Raw genomic sequence first — 13,143 nt, forward strand, 5'->3', positions numbered from 1 at the left:
GGCGGGGTCCGTGGGCGCCGCCACCCCGGTGTCGGCCGCGCCCTCGGGTACGACGGAGACCTGGCCGTCGGCGGGCGCGGGGGTCGGTGCCTCGGTCGGCTCGGCGGGGACGCTGACGGACGGCGCGGGCGCGGGGGTCGCGTCGCCCGGTCCGGTGCCGGGGCTCGGGGCGCTCTCGGCGGGGGCGGAGGGGACCGGGGTGGGGTCGTCGGCGAACGCGGGCGCGGTGCCCGCCAGTACGGCGGTGCAGGCCAGGGCCACGGCGGTGAGGATGGTTCGGCGCATCGGGTCGCTCTCTCTCGTCGTCGGCGCACCACGTGGGGGGGTGATGCGGGTCGGACGGAGAGACGAGGCGGGGACCGGGCGGGTTGTAAAGGAATGGCAAAGTCGCCGGGGCTCGCGACCGCCCGCGCTTCTTACGGACCCGTGACGTGCCGGGCGGCGGGCCCGGTCCGGCGCCCTGGCGGGCCTAGCGTGGCGGGCATGCGCGTACTGGTCACCGGCAGCGCCGGTTTCATCGGGTCCCACGTCGTGGAGGCCCTGCGGGAGCACGGGCACGAGCCCGTCGGCTACGACGTCCGCGAGGATCCCGGCGCCGACGTGCGCGATCCGGCGGCCCTCGGGCGGGCGCTGGCCGGGGTGGACGCCGTGTGCCACCAGGCGGCGATGGTCGGCCTCGGCAACGGGGTCGCCGACGCGGCGGAGTACGTCTCCCGCAACGACCTCGGCACCGCCGTGCTGCTCGCCGCGATGGCCGGTGCGGGCGTCCCGCGGCTGGTGCTCGCCGGGTCGATGGTGGTGTACGGGGAGGGGCGGTACACGTGCCCCCGGCACGGGGTGGTGCGGCCGGGACCGCGCGCCGTCGCCGACCTGGACGCGGGCCGGTTCGAGCCCGCGTGCCCGGAGTGCGGTGCGGAGCTGTCACCGGGGCTGGTCGGCGAGGACGCCCCGGCCGACCCGCGCAACGTGTACGCCACGACCAAGCTGGCCCAGGAGCATCTGGCCGCCGCCTGGGCGCGGACGACCGGCGGGACGGCGGTGTCGCTGCGCTACCACAACGTGTACGGCCCCCGGATGCCCCGCGACACCCCGTACGCCGGTGTCGCCTCCTTCTTCCGTTCCGCGCTGGCCCGCGGCGAGGCCCCGCGCGTCTTCGAGGACGGCCGTCAGCGCCGGGACTTCGTGCACGTGCGGGACGTGGCCGCGGCGAACGTGGCGGCGCTGGAGGCCGCCGGGCCGCCGCAGGGCGTCCTCAGCGCCTACAACACCGGCAGCGGTGAGCCGCACACGGTGGGCGAGATGGCCACCGCGCTGGCCGCCGCCCACGGCGGCCCCGAGCCCGTCGTCACCGGCGAGTACCGCCTCGGCGACGTCCGCCACATCACCGCCGACTCCGCGCGCCTGCGGACGGAGCTGGGCTGGCGCCCCCGGGTGGGATTCGCGGAGGGCATGCGGGAGTTCGCCCGGGCGGGCCTGCGGGGCGCGTGACCCGCCCGGGGGACCCCCGCTCCGGCGGCACGGTCCCGCCGGAGCCGGGTGCCGCGCCGGTCAGGCCTCCGCCAGGGGCAGGGTCACCTCGAAGCGGCAGCCGCCGGGGATGTTGCGGACCGTGGCCCGGCCGCGGTGGGCCTCGACGATGCCGCGGACGATGGCGAGGCCCAGTCCCGCCCCGGCCGGGGGCGTACGGGCGTGGGTGCCGCGCCAGCCGGTGTCGAAGACCCGCGGCAGGTCCTCCTCGGGGATGCCGCCGCAGCCGTCGGTCACGGAGACCACCACGCCGTCGGCAAACCGCTCGGCGGCGACCGCGACCGTGCCGTCGGCCGGGGTGCGGCGGATCGCGTTGACCAGCAGGTTGCCCAGGACCCGGCTCATCTCCTTGCCGTCCACCTCGACCGGTACGGCCGCCACCGCGTCGCCGACCAGCCGTACGCCCTGCCGGCGCGCGAGCGGGTCCGCGCCCGCGAGGGCGTCGCCGACCAGGTCGTAGAGCGAGATCCGGGCCGGGCTGAGGACGAGCGTGCCGGCGTGGATGCAGGAGAGTTCGAAGAGGTCCCCGACCATGTCGTTGAGGCGTTCCACCTCGGCGCGGATCTGGCGCAGGTAGCGGTCGGGGTCGGCGGCGACCCCGTCCTCCAGCGCCTCGGACATGGCGCGCAGCCCGGCCAGCGGGGTACGCAGGTCGTGCGAGATCCAGGCGACCAGTTCGCGCCGGGAGGTCTCCAGGGCCCGCTCCCGCTCCCGGGACCGGGCGAGCCGGGCGCTGGTGGCCGCCAGTTCGCGGCTGAGCGCGTCCAGTTCGGCGGTCGCCGGGGTGGTGGGGGCCGCGTAGTCCCCCTCGTCGCCGAACGAGCGGGCCGCCGCCGCCAGTTCACGGCTGCGGGCGACCACCCAGCGGCCCAGCAGCAGCGCCGTGGCCAGGGAGACGACGGCCGCCATCGCCACGACGGTGGTGACGACGGACAGGTCGTGCGGGGACAGGAACATGGCCCAGGCGACGGCGAGCGTGCCGGCGAGCATGGCGAGGACGGCGACCGCCGCGACCACGGCGAGGGACGCGGTCAGCGAGCGCCGCCGGATCAGGCGCAGCACGGCCGCGCCCAGCAGGCCGGTGGCGGCGGCGCCCGCGAAGGCGTAGAGGGCGATGAGGAGGGTGGCGTGCACGGTCAGTCCGCCTCCCGGCCGGCGGGGTCGAAGCGGTAGCCCACGCCCCACACCGTCTGGATCAGCCGGGGCCGGGCCGGATCGTCCTCGACCTTGCCGCGCAGCCGCCGGACGTGGACGGTCACGGTGGACAGGTCGCCGAAGTCCCAGCCCCACACCTCGCGCATCAGCTCCTCCCGGGCGAACGCCCGCCCGGGGTGGCGCAGGAAGAAGACCAGGAGGTCGAACTCGCGGAGGGTGAGGGCGAGTTCGGCGCCGTCCTTGGTGGCCCTGCGGGCGGCCGGGTCGGCGGTGAGACCGGCCGCGGACGGCGGGCGGGGTGCCGGGGCCGGCCGGGTGCGGCGCAGGACGGACTCCACCCGCAGCACCAGTTCCCGCGGGCTGAACGGCTTGGTCACGTAGTCGTCGGCGCCGACCTCCAGGCCGAGGACGCGGTCGTCCTCGTCGCCCCGCGCGGTCAGCATGATGACCGGCACCGGCCCCCGCCCGCGCAACCGCCGGCACACCTCCAGTCCGTCCATGCCGGGCAGCATCAGGTCGAGCACCACCAGGTCCGGACGGTTGACGGCGGCCCGCTCCAGCGCGGCCGGCCCATCACCGACCCGGTCGACGCGATAGCCGGCCCGAACCAGATAACCGGCCACCACCTCCGCGACGGTGGGATCGTCATCCACGACGAGAACCCGGGCGGGGGCGGCTGCGTCGACGGGGGCGGCTGCGCGTTCAGCCACCGGGGCGACCGTGGGCCGGGCCGTGGAGACGGTCGCAGGCCCGGCCTCGGGGACGGTCGCGGGTTCGGCGCCCTGTGGGGTCGGTGGGGCGGGCTCGGGGGGCTGCTGGTGCATGCGCCCAGCCTCGCACCGTGTCCTCGTCGGTGTGTCCGCCGTGGGCGGCCGGGTCGCCGACGTCCGTGTTTCGTAAGGAGTGGAAGCCCGATTCGTCCGGTTCCGGTTCGTAGGGTGAACGCCGTGACCACCTCGCCCGCTCCGGACGTCGACGTCGTACTCCCCTGCCTGAACGAGGCCGGGGCCCTCCCCTGGGTCCTGGACCGCGTGCCGGCCGGCTGGCGTGCGCTCGTCGTCGACAACGGCTCCACCGACGGCTCGGCGGACCTCGCCCGCTCGCTCGGCGCCACGGTCGTGACCGAGCCGCGCCGCGGTTTCGGCGCCGCCTGCCACGCCGGGCTGAACGCCGCGACCGCCGACGTCGTCTGCTTCTGCGACTGCGACGCCTCTCTCGACCCGTCCCTGCTGATCCCCTTCGTGGACGAGGTCAGCGCCGGCACCTCCGACCTCGTGCTCGGTCGCCGACGACCGCAGACCAGGGGCGCGTGGCCCGTGCACGCCCGGGCGGGCAACCTCGCCCTGGCCCGCATGCTGCGCCGCCGCACCGGCCTGCGGCTGCACGACCTCGGCCCGCTGCGCGCCGCCCGCCGCGAGCGGCTGCTCGGCCTCGGCCTCACCGACCGGCGCAGCGGCTACCCGCTGCAAATGGTGGTGCGGGCCGCCGACGCGGGCTGGCGGATCGCCGAGCACGACGTCCCGTACCTGCCCCGCACCGGCGCCTCGAAGGTGACCGGGACCTGGCGCGGCACCTGGCACGCGGTGCGGGACATGCGCCGCGTGCTGACCGAGCCGCCGGCCGACCGTGCGGGCACCGGCGAGCGGAGCGGCGTCCGGTGACCGCCACGACCACTCTCCTCGTCATCGCCAAGGAGCCGCGGCCCGGCCGGGTCAAGACCAGGCTCACTCCGCCCTTCACCCCCGCCGAGGCCGCCGCGCTGGCCGAGGCGGCCCTCGCCGACACCCTGAGCGCCGTGGCCGCGACGCCCGCGCGGCGCCGGGTCCTGGTGCTCGACGGCACTCCCGGCCCCTGGCTGCCGCCCGGCTTCGACGTCGTACCGCAGGGCGCGGGCGGTCTCGACGCACGCCTCGCGGACGCGTTCGCCGGGTGCGCGGGGCCCGCCCTGCTGATCGGGATGGACACCCCCCAGGTGACGCCGGACCTGCTCGACGTGGACTTCCGCGACTGCGACGCGTACTTCGGCCCGGCCGAGGACGGCGGCTTCTGGGCCCTGGGCCTGGCCCGGCCGGAGCCCGCCCTGCTGCGGGGCGTGCCCATGTCGACGCCGGTGACGGGGGCCGTGCAGCGCGAGCGGCTTCTGACGGCGGGGCTGCGGGTGTGCGACCTGCCGCCCCTGCGCGACGTCGACACCGCCGCCGACGCCCGCGCCGTCGCCGCCCTGGCCCCGTACGGCCGCTTCGCCGCCCGGCTGGCGGCCTGCACACCGGCCCCGGACCGGCGGGCGAGCCGGTGAAGGTGGAGGGGGCCACGCGCCTCGCCCCCGACCGGGAGGCTGCCGACCCCGCGTGGGAAGCCTCCGACCCCTACGCCGCCGCCCTGCGGTCGGGACACGGGCCGCTGTTCCTGCGCCGCACCGACGGCTGGCTGCTGCCGCTGGAGGTGGAGCGCTGGTGCGCCCGGGCCGACGCGGTCGACCTGGAGGTGCTGGACCGCTGCGAGGGCGCCGTGCTCGACGTGGGCTGCGGGCCCGGCCGGCTGGTGGCCGAACTCGCCGCCCGGGGCCGGACCGTGCTCGGCATCGACGTCAGCGAGGCCGCCGTGACCCGCACCGTGCGGCTCGGCGGGCCGTCCCTGCGGTGCTCCGTGTTCGAGCCGCTGCCCGGCGAGGGGCGCTGGGACACGGTCCTGCTCATGGACGGCAACATCGGCATCGGCGGCGACCCCCGTGCCCTGCTCGCCCGCACCGCCGCCCTGCTCGCACCCGGCGGCCTGCTGATCGCCGAGACGGCCCCGGCCGACGTCGACGAACGCGCCGACGTGCAGCTCGTCGACGTCACCGACGCCCGCGCCCGCACCGCGGGCAGCCCGTTCCCCTGGGCCCGGATCGGCACCCGCGCCCTGCTGCGCCGTGCGGGCGCCGCCGGCTGGCGGACCGCCGGTCAGTGGACGTCGGGGGAGCGCCGCTTCGTCGCGCTGCGCAGCAGCCGCCCGGCGAGCAGCAGCGCCGAGCCGCCGAACAGCACCGCGGTGATCAGCAGCCAGCGGGTGAGGAAGCCGTCCGCCGACAGCCCGGTGACGCCCGCGTAGCTCGCGTCGACCCGGCCGCCGATCAGCGGGAACCACACCAGCAGGAGCAGCCCGGAACAGGCCGCCGGGAACCGGACGTACGAGGTCCACTCCCGGTGGCGCACCGCGCCGAGCCCGCGCGTGAGCGCCCGGTCCGCCACCGAGTACAGCGGCAGCAGCACCAGGTCGTGCAGGAGCGCCGCCCCCACGAACCAGAGGGCCACGCCGAGCCAGTCGTCGGCGAGCAGCCGCACGCCCGCGTAGCCCGCGAGCGCGAAGGAGCAGGCCAGCAGGAGGATCTGGAAGGGGCTGCCGATCCGGAGGATCCGGGGCCGAAGCCCGCGCATCCCGCGTACGCGCTTCATCCCAGGTCTCCGAACGTCATCCGGGCCACCCACTTGGTGTTCAGCACGCCGGGGGCGGCGGGCACGATGATCCGGGCCGGGTGGCCGTGGTCCGGGCTCAGCTCCGCGCCGTTGACGTACAGGGCGAGCAGGGAGCGCGGGTCGGCCACCTGGTTGGCGTGCAGGGCCCCGCTGCGGAAGGCGCCGCGCCGCTGGAGGGACTCGACGAACACGTCCGGCGGGTCGTCCTCGTGGCCCACGCGCGCGGCCAGGTCCCGCAGCCGCACCCCGCGCCACCACTGGTCGGACGTCGACCAGCCCTCGACGCAGGCGATGGGGAGGGCCACGCTGTGCTGCTCCATGGCGAGCAGTTCGGCCCGGCTGAAGCGGACGGTTCCGGCGCGGCCCGTGACGACGAGCCGCCAGGTGTCCGCACGGGTCTCGGCCGGGTCGATGCCCACGTGGGCGGCGGTCTTGTTGATCTGGAAACCGTTCGCACCGCTGCCCGGCTCGGGTCCGCCGTGCGGGGCGAGCACGGCGGTGGCCCGCAGCGGCCCGTCGAACCCGCGCCCCGCGCTGGTGGCGAACATCAGGAGCGAGCCGCCCCCGACGAACCACAGGGCCCCGCGCCGCGAGACGGTGGGCGCGGCCGGCCGGGGCGAGACCAGGTTGTCGCGCTCCTCCCGCATCGCCCGGAGGTTGCGCAGCGCGGCCGGCGTCTTCAGCACGGCGTGCGCGAGGAACGCGGCGAAGAAGACCCAGGCGCCGTAGAAGTGCAGCGGGTAGAAGGAGCCGGGGAACAGGTAGTCCAGCTGGATGTTGAGCACCCCGGTGACGAACTCGAACAGCGCGCCGCCGACCAGCAGCAGCAGCGAGATCCGCTCCAGGGCGTGGGCGAGCGAGCGGACCGGCGGCAGGGTGAACAGCCTCGGCACCACCGACCACAGCTTGGCCAGCAGCACCGGGATCAGGACCAGCCCGAGGGTCACGTGGACGCCCTGCGTGAGGCGGTACAGCCAGGGCGGATCGGTCGGCCAGGCGAAGAGGTAGAAGCCGAGGACCCCCTTGTCCGGGGTCTTGTCGTTGACCGGCGACAGATCGGGGTTGTAGGCGGCGTACGAGAGCAGCCCGGTCACGAACAGCACGGTGATGCCGCCGAGCAGGACGAGGCCGAGCACCGACGTGAACCAGGGGCCGCGCAGCGGGCTGCGCCAGAAACCCGGGGAGGAGGGAAGGCGTGGGGCGAGGTCGCGCATGTGCCGACCGTAGGCCGGGAGATGCCCTCCGGACGGTCCGCGACCCATGACGAAACGCTGACGTCCGCCCCGCGCACCGCCCGCCGCGTGATCTCCGGGCCTACGGTGCCGGGGTGACCTCGACCCGCCCGCGCTCCGTCCCCCGCGACCTGTACGCCGCGGCGGCCGCCGTGCTGCTCGTGACGGCCGCCGTCCTGGTCGGCCGATACCTGTACACCTACGACGACCTGATCGTCGGCTGGCCGCCGCTGCTGGGCCGCTGGGACCCGCACCTGGGCCCCGGCACCCCGGCCGCGCTCCTGGTCGCGGCGGCGGTCGTGGCGTACGGCCCGGCCGTCGCCGCCCGGCTGCCGTGGCGGGCGCTGCTGCCCGCGGCGTGGGGCGGGGCGCTGGCCTGGGTCTGGTCGCTGGCGCTGGTCGACGGCTGGCGGCGGGGAGTCGCCGGGCGGCTCACCACCCGTCAGGAGTACCTCTCGGTGGTCGACCGCTGGCACGACGTCCCGGCGACCCTGCGCGACTTCACCGGGCACATCCTGCTGCACTCCCCCGACAACTGGCCCGCGCACGTCGCCGGTCATCCCCCGGCGGCCACGCTCACCTACGTGCTGCTCGACCGGATCGGGCTCGGCGGCGGGGGCTGGGCCGGGGCGTTCACCATCACCGTGGGCGCGTCGGGGGGCGTGGCGGTGCTGGTGGCGGTGCGGGCGCTGGCGGGCGAGCGGCTCGCCCGGCGGGCGGCGCCCTTCCTGGTGCTGGCACCGGCCGCGGTGTGGCTGGGCACGTCCGCCGACGGCTGCTTCGCGGCGGTCGCCGCGTGGGCGGTGGCGCTGCTGGCCCTCGCGGTCACCGGGCGCTCGCCGTGGTGGGCGGCGGGCTCGGGACTGCTGTTCGGGCTGACCTGCTACCTCTCGTACGGCCTGACGCTGTTCGCGGTGATCGCGGCGGCGGTGCTGCTGCTCGGCCGGCACGGGGTGCGGGAGCGGCCGGTGCTCTTCGTGCCGCTGCTGGCGGGGGCGGCGGTGGTGCCGGTGGCGTTCACGGCGGCCGGGTTCGACTGGTGGGAGGCGTACCACCTGCTGGTCACCCGCTACTACGAGGGCGCGGGCGGGGTCCGCCCGTACGGCTACTGGGTGTGGGCCAACCTCGCCTGCACGGTGCTCATCACGGGCCTGGCGACGGCGGCGGGGCTGCGGCGGGCCGGGGGCGTGCTGGCCGTCCGGTGGCGGGCCGGGGGCGGGCGGGCGGAGCGTGGGCGGGCCGGGGAGATCCGGCTGGCGTTCCTCGTGGCCGCCGCGCTGGTCGCCCTGCTGGCGGCCGACCTGTCCGGCATGAGCAAGGCGGAGACGGAACGCATCTGGCTCCCCTTCGCCCTGTGGCTCCTTGCGGCCTGCGCCTTCCTCACCCGCCCGCGCGGCTGGCTGACGGCGCAGGCGGTCCTGGCCCTGCTCCTCAACCACCTGCTGGCCACCGGCTGGTGACGGCGGCGCGGGCGCACACACGCCGAGGGCCCGCACCGTGCGGTGCGGGCCCTCGGTACATACGTGGACGTACGCCGGGCGTACGTCGCGCAGTGTTACGCGGGGACGATGTTCTCCGCCTGCGGGCCCTTCTGGCCCTGCGTGACGTCGAAGTTCACCCGCTGGCCCTCCTGGAGCTCACGGAAGCCCTGCGCGTTGATGTTCGAGTAGTGGGCGAAGACGTCGGCGCCGCCGCCGTCCTGCGCGATGAAACCGAAGCCCTTTTCGGCGTTGAACCACTTCACGGTACCGGAAGCCATGCTTTTTTCTCCTAGGCAGTGCTGAAGGCCCACACTGTGCAGGCCCTCCCATCGCTGCGATGATCACCTGCCCGGAAACCCGGTAACACAAATGGCAACCACAACTGCAACTGATGTCCAGCCTAGCACGTAATACCTCAACGGCCAGGGAAGAAATCACCGGTAAAGATCTACCCTTTTCTCCGTCGGACAATTATTCCCGCGCCGGACGAATAATTGTTTCAGCGGGACGAGATTTCCGTGCGCCGCGGTGTCGCTCAGCGTCCGAGGACCAGGACGCCGTACCGGCCGAGCACGGACGACTGGAGGGTGTCGCCCTCGGCGTAGCGCCAGCCCCAGGAGCGCAGTGCCTGCACGGTCGCGCCGTCGGTGCGGTCGACCAGCGTGATGCCCAGGGCGGCGTCGTGCTCGGCGAGCAGACGGGTCTGCAGGCGCCGGGCGAGGTTCCAGGCACGGTCCTGGTGCTGTCGGCGCACCCGGGCCGGGACGACGATCCCGGAGACCAGGAAGAGCCCGCCCGACGCGGCGACGGGCAGCACGGTCCTGGGCAGGTACGGCGCCAGGCCCCGCACGCCCCGCGGGTCGCCGCCGGGCACGGGGTAGCCGTAGGCACAGCCGGTCAGGACGGTGGTCTCCGCTATCAACAGGCAGAAGCCCGGACGCCGTACGTCGGCGCCCAGGTGGCGCAGGAAGGCGCCGCGGGCCATGTTCCACGCCCGGGGGCCGCCGCCGGAGGTCTGCGCGTACAGGTCGCCCAGCTCGGCGAACCGGTCCTCGATCTGACGCCGGGTCAGTGGCCGCAGCCGTTCGCCGGCCTGCGGCGAGGCGCCGCGCACCGGTCCCGGACGCCGCGGGCCCGGTCGGTGGTTTCCGGCGGACCGCTCGTGAGGCTCTGGGGTCGCCGGCCGCACCGGCACGTGCACCGTCATGAGGCGAGTCCTGCCCCGGGCTCGGGCGGATCCGGCCCGGCGTCGTCGATCGCCGGAAGCGGCACCGGTGTCGGGGCCGGTGCGCGGCATGCCCCCGGTTCCTCCACCGTACTGCGGGCCCCGCCCCCCGTCCCGGTGGGTCAGCTCCCGCAGGGGAGGTCCACGTCCAGGACGGTGGGGCCGCCGGGCGGGCTGGTCAGGCGGAGGGTGCCGTCCAGGGCCGCGACGCGGCGGCGGATGCCGGTGAGGCCAGAGCCGCCGTCCTCGTCGGCGCCGCCCCGGCCGTCGTCCTCGACCAGCAGGCGCAGCCGGCCCCCACGGGCCCGGACCGTGACCGAGGCCCGTGCGGCACCGCTGTGCTTCGCGATGTTCGTGAGCGCCTCGGCCACCACGAAGTACGCCGTCGCCTCGACCGACGCCGCACACCGCTGAGGCACGTCGGCCTCGACGCGGCACGGCACTCCGCAGTCCGCCGCCAGTCCCGACAGCGCGTCCGCGAGGCCGCGGTCGGCCAGGACCGGCGGCAGGATGCCCCGCGCCACCGAACGCAGCTGGGCCAGCGCCTGCTCCGCCGCGGACTGCGCCCGTTCCAGCAGCTCGTCCGCCCCCGCGGGGTCGCGCGCCGCCATCCGCCGGGCCGCGCCGAGCAGCACCGTCACCGACACCAGCCGGTTCTGCGCGCCGTCGTGCAGGGACCGTTCGATCCGGCGCAGTTCGGTGGCGTGCGCGTCCAGCGCCGCGGCCCGGGTGGCGGTCAGTTCCGCCACCCGCAGCGACAGGTCCGTGTCCGGGCCCGCCGCCAGCAGCCGCCGGGCCGGGGCCGCCTGGAGCCGGGCCATGCCGGGTCCCAGGCCCAGGAGGATCGCGGTCCAGCCCACGCCCAGCAGCGTCGCCGCGAGCGCGTCCAGCCAGGTGTGCGCGGTGCCGACACCGACGGACGTGGTCGTCGCGTCCTCGGGGACCAGCCGCCACCACAGCGGGAAGGTGGTGTCCCGGACGGCGCAGAGCGGCAGCAGAAGCCCGAGCAGCCCCAGCAGGAACCCCAGGGTGGCGTGCCGGACCAGCCAGCTCAGCTCGCGCCGGGTGGCGGGGTCGGCCAGGGCGGGGCGCAGCCGGGTGGCCGGCGGGTCGGGCGGGACGATCTCGATGCCCCGGCCGGACAGGCGTTCACGTTCCCGGCGGGCGAGCGAGTGCAGGGCGCGCAGGGCGGCGGGGGCGAGCAGCAGCCCCACGCCGACCGGCGCGGTCACGGCGGCCAGGGCCACCAGCAGCAGCACGCCCAGCGCCAGGAACGCCGTGCCGAGACCGCCGACGAGCTGCCCCGTCGCCGCACCGGCGGCGCGCAGGGTCCGTACGGCGGTCTCCCGCACGGACGTGATCGGCACCGTCATCCGCCTGCCTCCCTCCGGGCCGTGGGCCCCGCTCCGGCGTGGCCGACCCTATGCCGCCGCACGGGCCGGTGACGGGTGCGGAGCCGGAAAGTACAGCCTGCTGTACCTCGGACCGGGCGGCCCACGGGATCGGCCGCCGGGGGCCCCGGTCCATAGCGTCAGAGACCACCGAGAGCGACGCCGACGGAGGCCGCAGCCATGACGCACCAGGACCACCGGGACCAGCGGAACCACCCGGACCACCCGGACCACCGGGACCCCTATCGACTGGGCACACCCCAGGCCGCCCCCGGCTCCGTCCCCGGCGGCGGCGGCCCGGACGCCGTCTCCCGCGGGGACGTCCTGCGGACGCTGCTGTGGGCCGTGGTGGTGCTCAGCGCGGTCGCCAACATGGCCCTCTCCTTCACCGGTGCCGCGACCGCGCTCCACCTGGCCAGCGGCGTGGTCACCGTGCTCGCCGCCGGGGCCCTCGTCGTGCGCGGTCTGCGGGGGCGGCGATGAGCACCGCCGCCCTCCCGGCCGTCACCGCGCGCAGGGCGCCCGCCATCGCCCTGGACCGGGTCGCCCGGACGTACCCGGGCGGCGTACGGGCCCTGGACGAGGTGTCGCTGACCGTGGAGCACGGCACCTTCCTCGCGGTGATGGGGCCCTCCGGGTCCGGCAAGAGCACGCTGATGCACTGCGCCGCCGGCCTCGACTCCCCCACGTCCGGCAGCGTCCGCATCGACGGGCAGGAGATCTCCGGCCTGAACGAGACCCGGCGCACCGAACTGCGCCGCGAACGCGTCGGGTTCGTGTTCCAGGCGTACAACCTGATCCCCTCGCTCAGCGTCGAGGACAACATCACGCTGCCGCTGCGGCTGGCCGGCCGGCGCCCGGACCGGGAGTGGCTGCGGACGCTGACCGAGCGGGTGGGGCTGGCCGACCGGCTGTCGCACCGCCCGGCCGAGCTGTCCGGCGGCCAGCAGCAACGGGCCGCCGTCGTACGGGCGCTGGCGGCGAAGCCCGCCGTCGTCTTCGCGGACGAGCCGACCGGCGCGCTGGACCTGCGCAGCGCCCACCAGGTACTCGGGCTGCTGCGCGCCCTCGTCGACGACCTCGGTCAGACCGTGGTGATGGTCACCCACGACCCGGCCGCCGCGGCCCGCGCGCACCGGGCGCTGGTGATGGCCGACGGCCGGGTGGTCGAGGCCCTGGAGCGGCCGACGGCCCCGCAACTGGCCGAGCGGCTCGTGGCGTTGGGGGAGCGGTAGACATGCTGCACCTCGCCCTGCGCATGGCCGCGCACCGGATCACCGCACTGCTCGCCGTGGCGTGCGCGGTGCTCGGCGGCGCGGCCCTGATCACCACCACCGGCGTGCTCGCCGAGTCCGGGCTGCGCTCGCAGCTGCCGCCCGGACGGCTCGGCGGCGCGGACGTCGTGATCGCCGCCGAGCAGGAGTTCCACCCGAGCGGTGACCTGCCGATCGCGCTGCCCGAGCGGGCCGCGGTCCCGGCCTCGCTCGTCGACCGGCTGGCCGACCTGCCCGGCGTCACCGCGGCCGTCGGCGACATCGGCTTCCCCGCCGCGCTGCTCGACGGGCGTGGCCGGCCCGTCCCCGTCGCTCAGGACCCGGGGACGGCGGGCCACGGCTGGTCCTCGACGCGGCTGCTGGCGGACGCGCGGGTCGAGGGGCGGGCGCCGTCCGGCGCGAA

At 76.2% G+C, this 13,143-nt stretch carries 14 protein-coding genes and 1 pseudogene; 8 read left to right on the forward strand and 7 right to left on the reverse strand.

Going from position 1 to position 13,143, the window contains the following annotated elements; translation table 11 throughout:
* A partial coding sequence (locus BZZ08_RS36860) for a Tat pathway signal sequence domain protein (protein WP_104636529.1) occupies nt 1-285 on the reverse strand: 285 nt, incomplete at its 3' end.
* Nucleotides 286-483: 198 nt separating this feature from the next.
* Between BZZ08_RS36860 and BZZ08_RS36865 the strand changes: the two genes are divergently transcribed.
* Complete coding sequence (locus tag BZZ08_RS36865) at nt 484-1,488, forward strand: NAD-dependent epimerase/dehydratase family protein (protein WP_104636518.1); 1,005 nt, start codon at nt 484-486, stop codon at nt 1,486-1,488.
* Between the two features lie 60 nt (nt 1,489-1,548).
* Here the strand turns inward: BZZ08_RS36865 and BZZ08_RS36870 are convergent, their stop codons facing one another.
* On the reverse strand, nt 1,549-2,661 hold the full coding sequence (locus tag BZZ08_RS36870; protein WP_104636519.1) for a sensor histidine kinase: 1,113 nt from the start codon (nt 2,659-2,661) through the stop codon (nt 1,549-1,551).
* A gap of 2 nt (nt 2,662-2,663) precedes the next feature.
* On the reverse strand, nt 2,664-3,506 hold the full coding sequence (locus BZZ08_RS36875; RefSeq protein ID WP_104636520.1) for a response regulator transcription factor: 843 nt from the start codon (nt 3,504-3,506) through the stop codon (nt 2,664-2,666).
* Nucleotides 3,507-3,620: 114 nt separating this feature from the next.
* Here BZZ08_RS36875 and BZZ08_RS36880 point away from each other — a divergent pair, with 114 nt between their 5' ends.
* From BZZ08_RS36880 to BZZ08_RS39985, 3 genes are read left to right on the forward strand one after another with little or no spacing between them, the layout of a single operon-like run.
* Nucleotides 3,621-4,343, forward strand: a complete 723-nt coding sequence (locus tag BZZ08_RS36880; RefSeq protein ID WP_104636521.1) for a glycosyltransferase family 2 protein — start codon at nt 3,621-3,623, stop codon at nt 4,341-4,343.
* Complete coding sequence (locus BZZ08_RS36885; protein ID WP_104636522.1) at nt 4,340-4,978, forward strand: TIGR04282 family arsenosugar biosynthesis glycosyltransferase; 639 nt, start codon at nt 4,340-4,342, stop codon at nt 4,976-4,978. The genes BZZ08_RS36880 and BZZ08_RS36885 overlap by 4 nt, the downstream gene beginning before the upstream one ends.
* A gap of 2 nt (nt 4,979-4,980) precedes the next feature.
* A complete protein-coding gene (locus tag BZZ08_RS39985; RefSeq protein ID WP_104636530.1) occupies nt 4,981-5,772 on the forward strand; it encodes a methyltransferase domain-containing protein in 792 nt (263 codons plus the stop codon).
* Between the two features lie 340 nt (nt 5,773-6,112).
* Here the strand turns inward: BZZ08_RS39985 and BZZ08_RS36900 are convergent, their stop codons facing one another.
* A complete protein-coding gene (locus BZZ08_RS36900) occupies nt 6,113-7,351 on the reverse strand; it encodes a molybdopterin-dependent oxidoreductase (protein ID WP_198601915.1) in 1,239 nt (412 codons plus the stop codon).
* A gap of 113 nt (nt 7,352-7,464) precedes the next feature.
* On the opposite strand from BZZ08_RS36900, the gene BZZ08_RS36905 reads away from it, so the two are divergent.
* Nucleotides 7,465-8,829 (forward strand): hypothetical protein, encoded by a 1,365-nt coding sequence (locus BZZ08_RS36905; RefSeq protein ID WP_104636525.1) that lies wholly within the window; start codon nt 7,465-7,467, stop codon nt 8,827-8,829.
* Between the two features lie 95 nt (nt 8,830-8,924).
* Here the strand turns inward: BZZ08_RS36905 and BZZ08_RS36910 are convergent, their stop codons facing one another.
* The 3 genes from BZZ08_RS36910 to BZZ08_RS36920 form a co-directional block, all read right to left on the reverse strand.
* The gene (locus BZZ08_RS36910; RefSeq protein WP_059299396.1) at nt 8,925-9,128 is read right to left on the reverse strand and encodes a cold-shock protein; all 204 of its coding nucleotides are present in this window, start codon (nt 9,126-9,128) and stop codon (nt 8,925-8,927) included.
* A gap of 257 nt (nt 9,129-9,385) precedes the next feature.
* Nucleotides 9,386-9,964 (reverse strand): hypothetical protein, encoded by a 579-nt coding sequence (locus tag BZZ08_RS36915; protein ID WP_241965654.1) that lies wholly within the window; start codon nt 9,962-9,964, stop codon nt 9,386-9,388.
* Nucleotides 9,965-10,197: 233 nt separating this feature from the next.
* Nucleotides 10,198-11,448: a sensor histidine kinase gene (locus BZZ08_RS36920; protein WP_104636526.1), complete on the reverse strand. Its 1,251-nt coding sequence runs from the start codon at nt 11,446-11,448 to the stop codon at nt 10,198-10,200.
* A gap of 198 nt (nt 11,449-11,646) precedes the next feature.
* On the opposite strand from BZZ08_RS36920, the gene BZZ08_RS36925 reads away from it, so the two are divergent.
* The 3 genes and pseudogenes from BZZ08_RS36925 to BZZ08_RS36935 form a co-directional block, all read left to right on the forward strand.
* Nucleotides 11,647-11,949 (forward strand): hypothetical protein, encoded by a 303-nt coding sequence (locus tag BZZ08_RS36925; RefSeq protein WP_104636527.1) that lies wholly within the window; start codon nt 11,647-11,649, stop codon nt 11,947-11,949.
* Nucleotides 11,946-12,701, forward strand: a complete 756-nt coding sequence (locus BZZ08_RS36930) for an ABC transporter ATP-binding protein (protein ID WP_104636528.1) — start codon at nt 11,946-11,948, stop codon at nt 12,699-12,701. Before BZZ08_RS36925 ends, BZZ08_RS36930 begins: the two co-directional genes overlap by 4 nt.
* A gap of 2 nt (nt 12,702-12,703) precedes the next feature.
* Nucleotides 12,704-13,143: pseudogene (locus BZZ08_RS36935) on the forward strand (ABC transporter permease); the annotation flags it as partial.

This window comes from Streptomyces sp. MH60 (assembly GCF_002939385.1).
GTDB lineage: Bacteria > Actinomycetota > Actinomycetes > Streptomycetales > Streptomycetaceae > Streptomyces.

What these genes read in the sequence shown, in the direction of transcription:
- BZZ08_RS36865 (WP_104636518.1), top strand. Translation starts at nt 484, where the DNA reads ATGCGCGTACTGGTCACCGGCAGCGCCGGTTTCATCGGGTCCCACGTC.
- BZZ08_RS36875 (WP_104636520.1), bottom strand. Translation starts at nt 3,506, where the DNA reads ATGCACCAGCAGCCCCCCGAGCCCGCCCCACCGACCCCACAGGGCGCC.
- BZZ08_RS36900 (WP_198601915.1), bottom strand. Translation starts at nt 7,351, where the DNA reads ATGCGCGACCTCGCCCCACGCCTTCCCTCCTCCCCGGGTTTCTGGCGC.
- BZZ08_RS36910 (WP_059299396.1), bottom strand. Translation starts at nt 9,128, where the DNA reads ATGGCTTCCGGTACCGTGAAGTGGTTCAACGCCGAAAAGGGCTTCGGT.
- BZZ08_RS36920 (WP_104636526.1), bottom strand. Translation starts at nt 11,448, where the DNA reads ATGACGGTGCCGATCACGTCCGTGCGGGAGACCGCCGTACGGACCCTG.
- BZZ08_RS36925 (WP_104636527.1), top strand. Translation starts at nt 11,647, where the DNA reads ATGACGCACCAGGACCACCGGGACCAGCGGAACCACCCGGACCACCCG.
- BZZ08_RS36930 (WP_104636528.1), top strand. Translation starts at nt 11,946, where the DNA reads ATGAGCACCGCCGCCCTCCCGGCCGTCACCGCGCGCAGGGCGCCCGCC.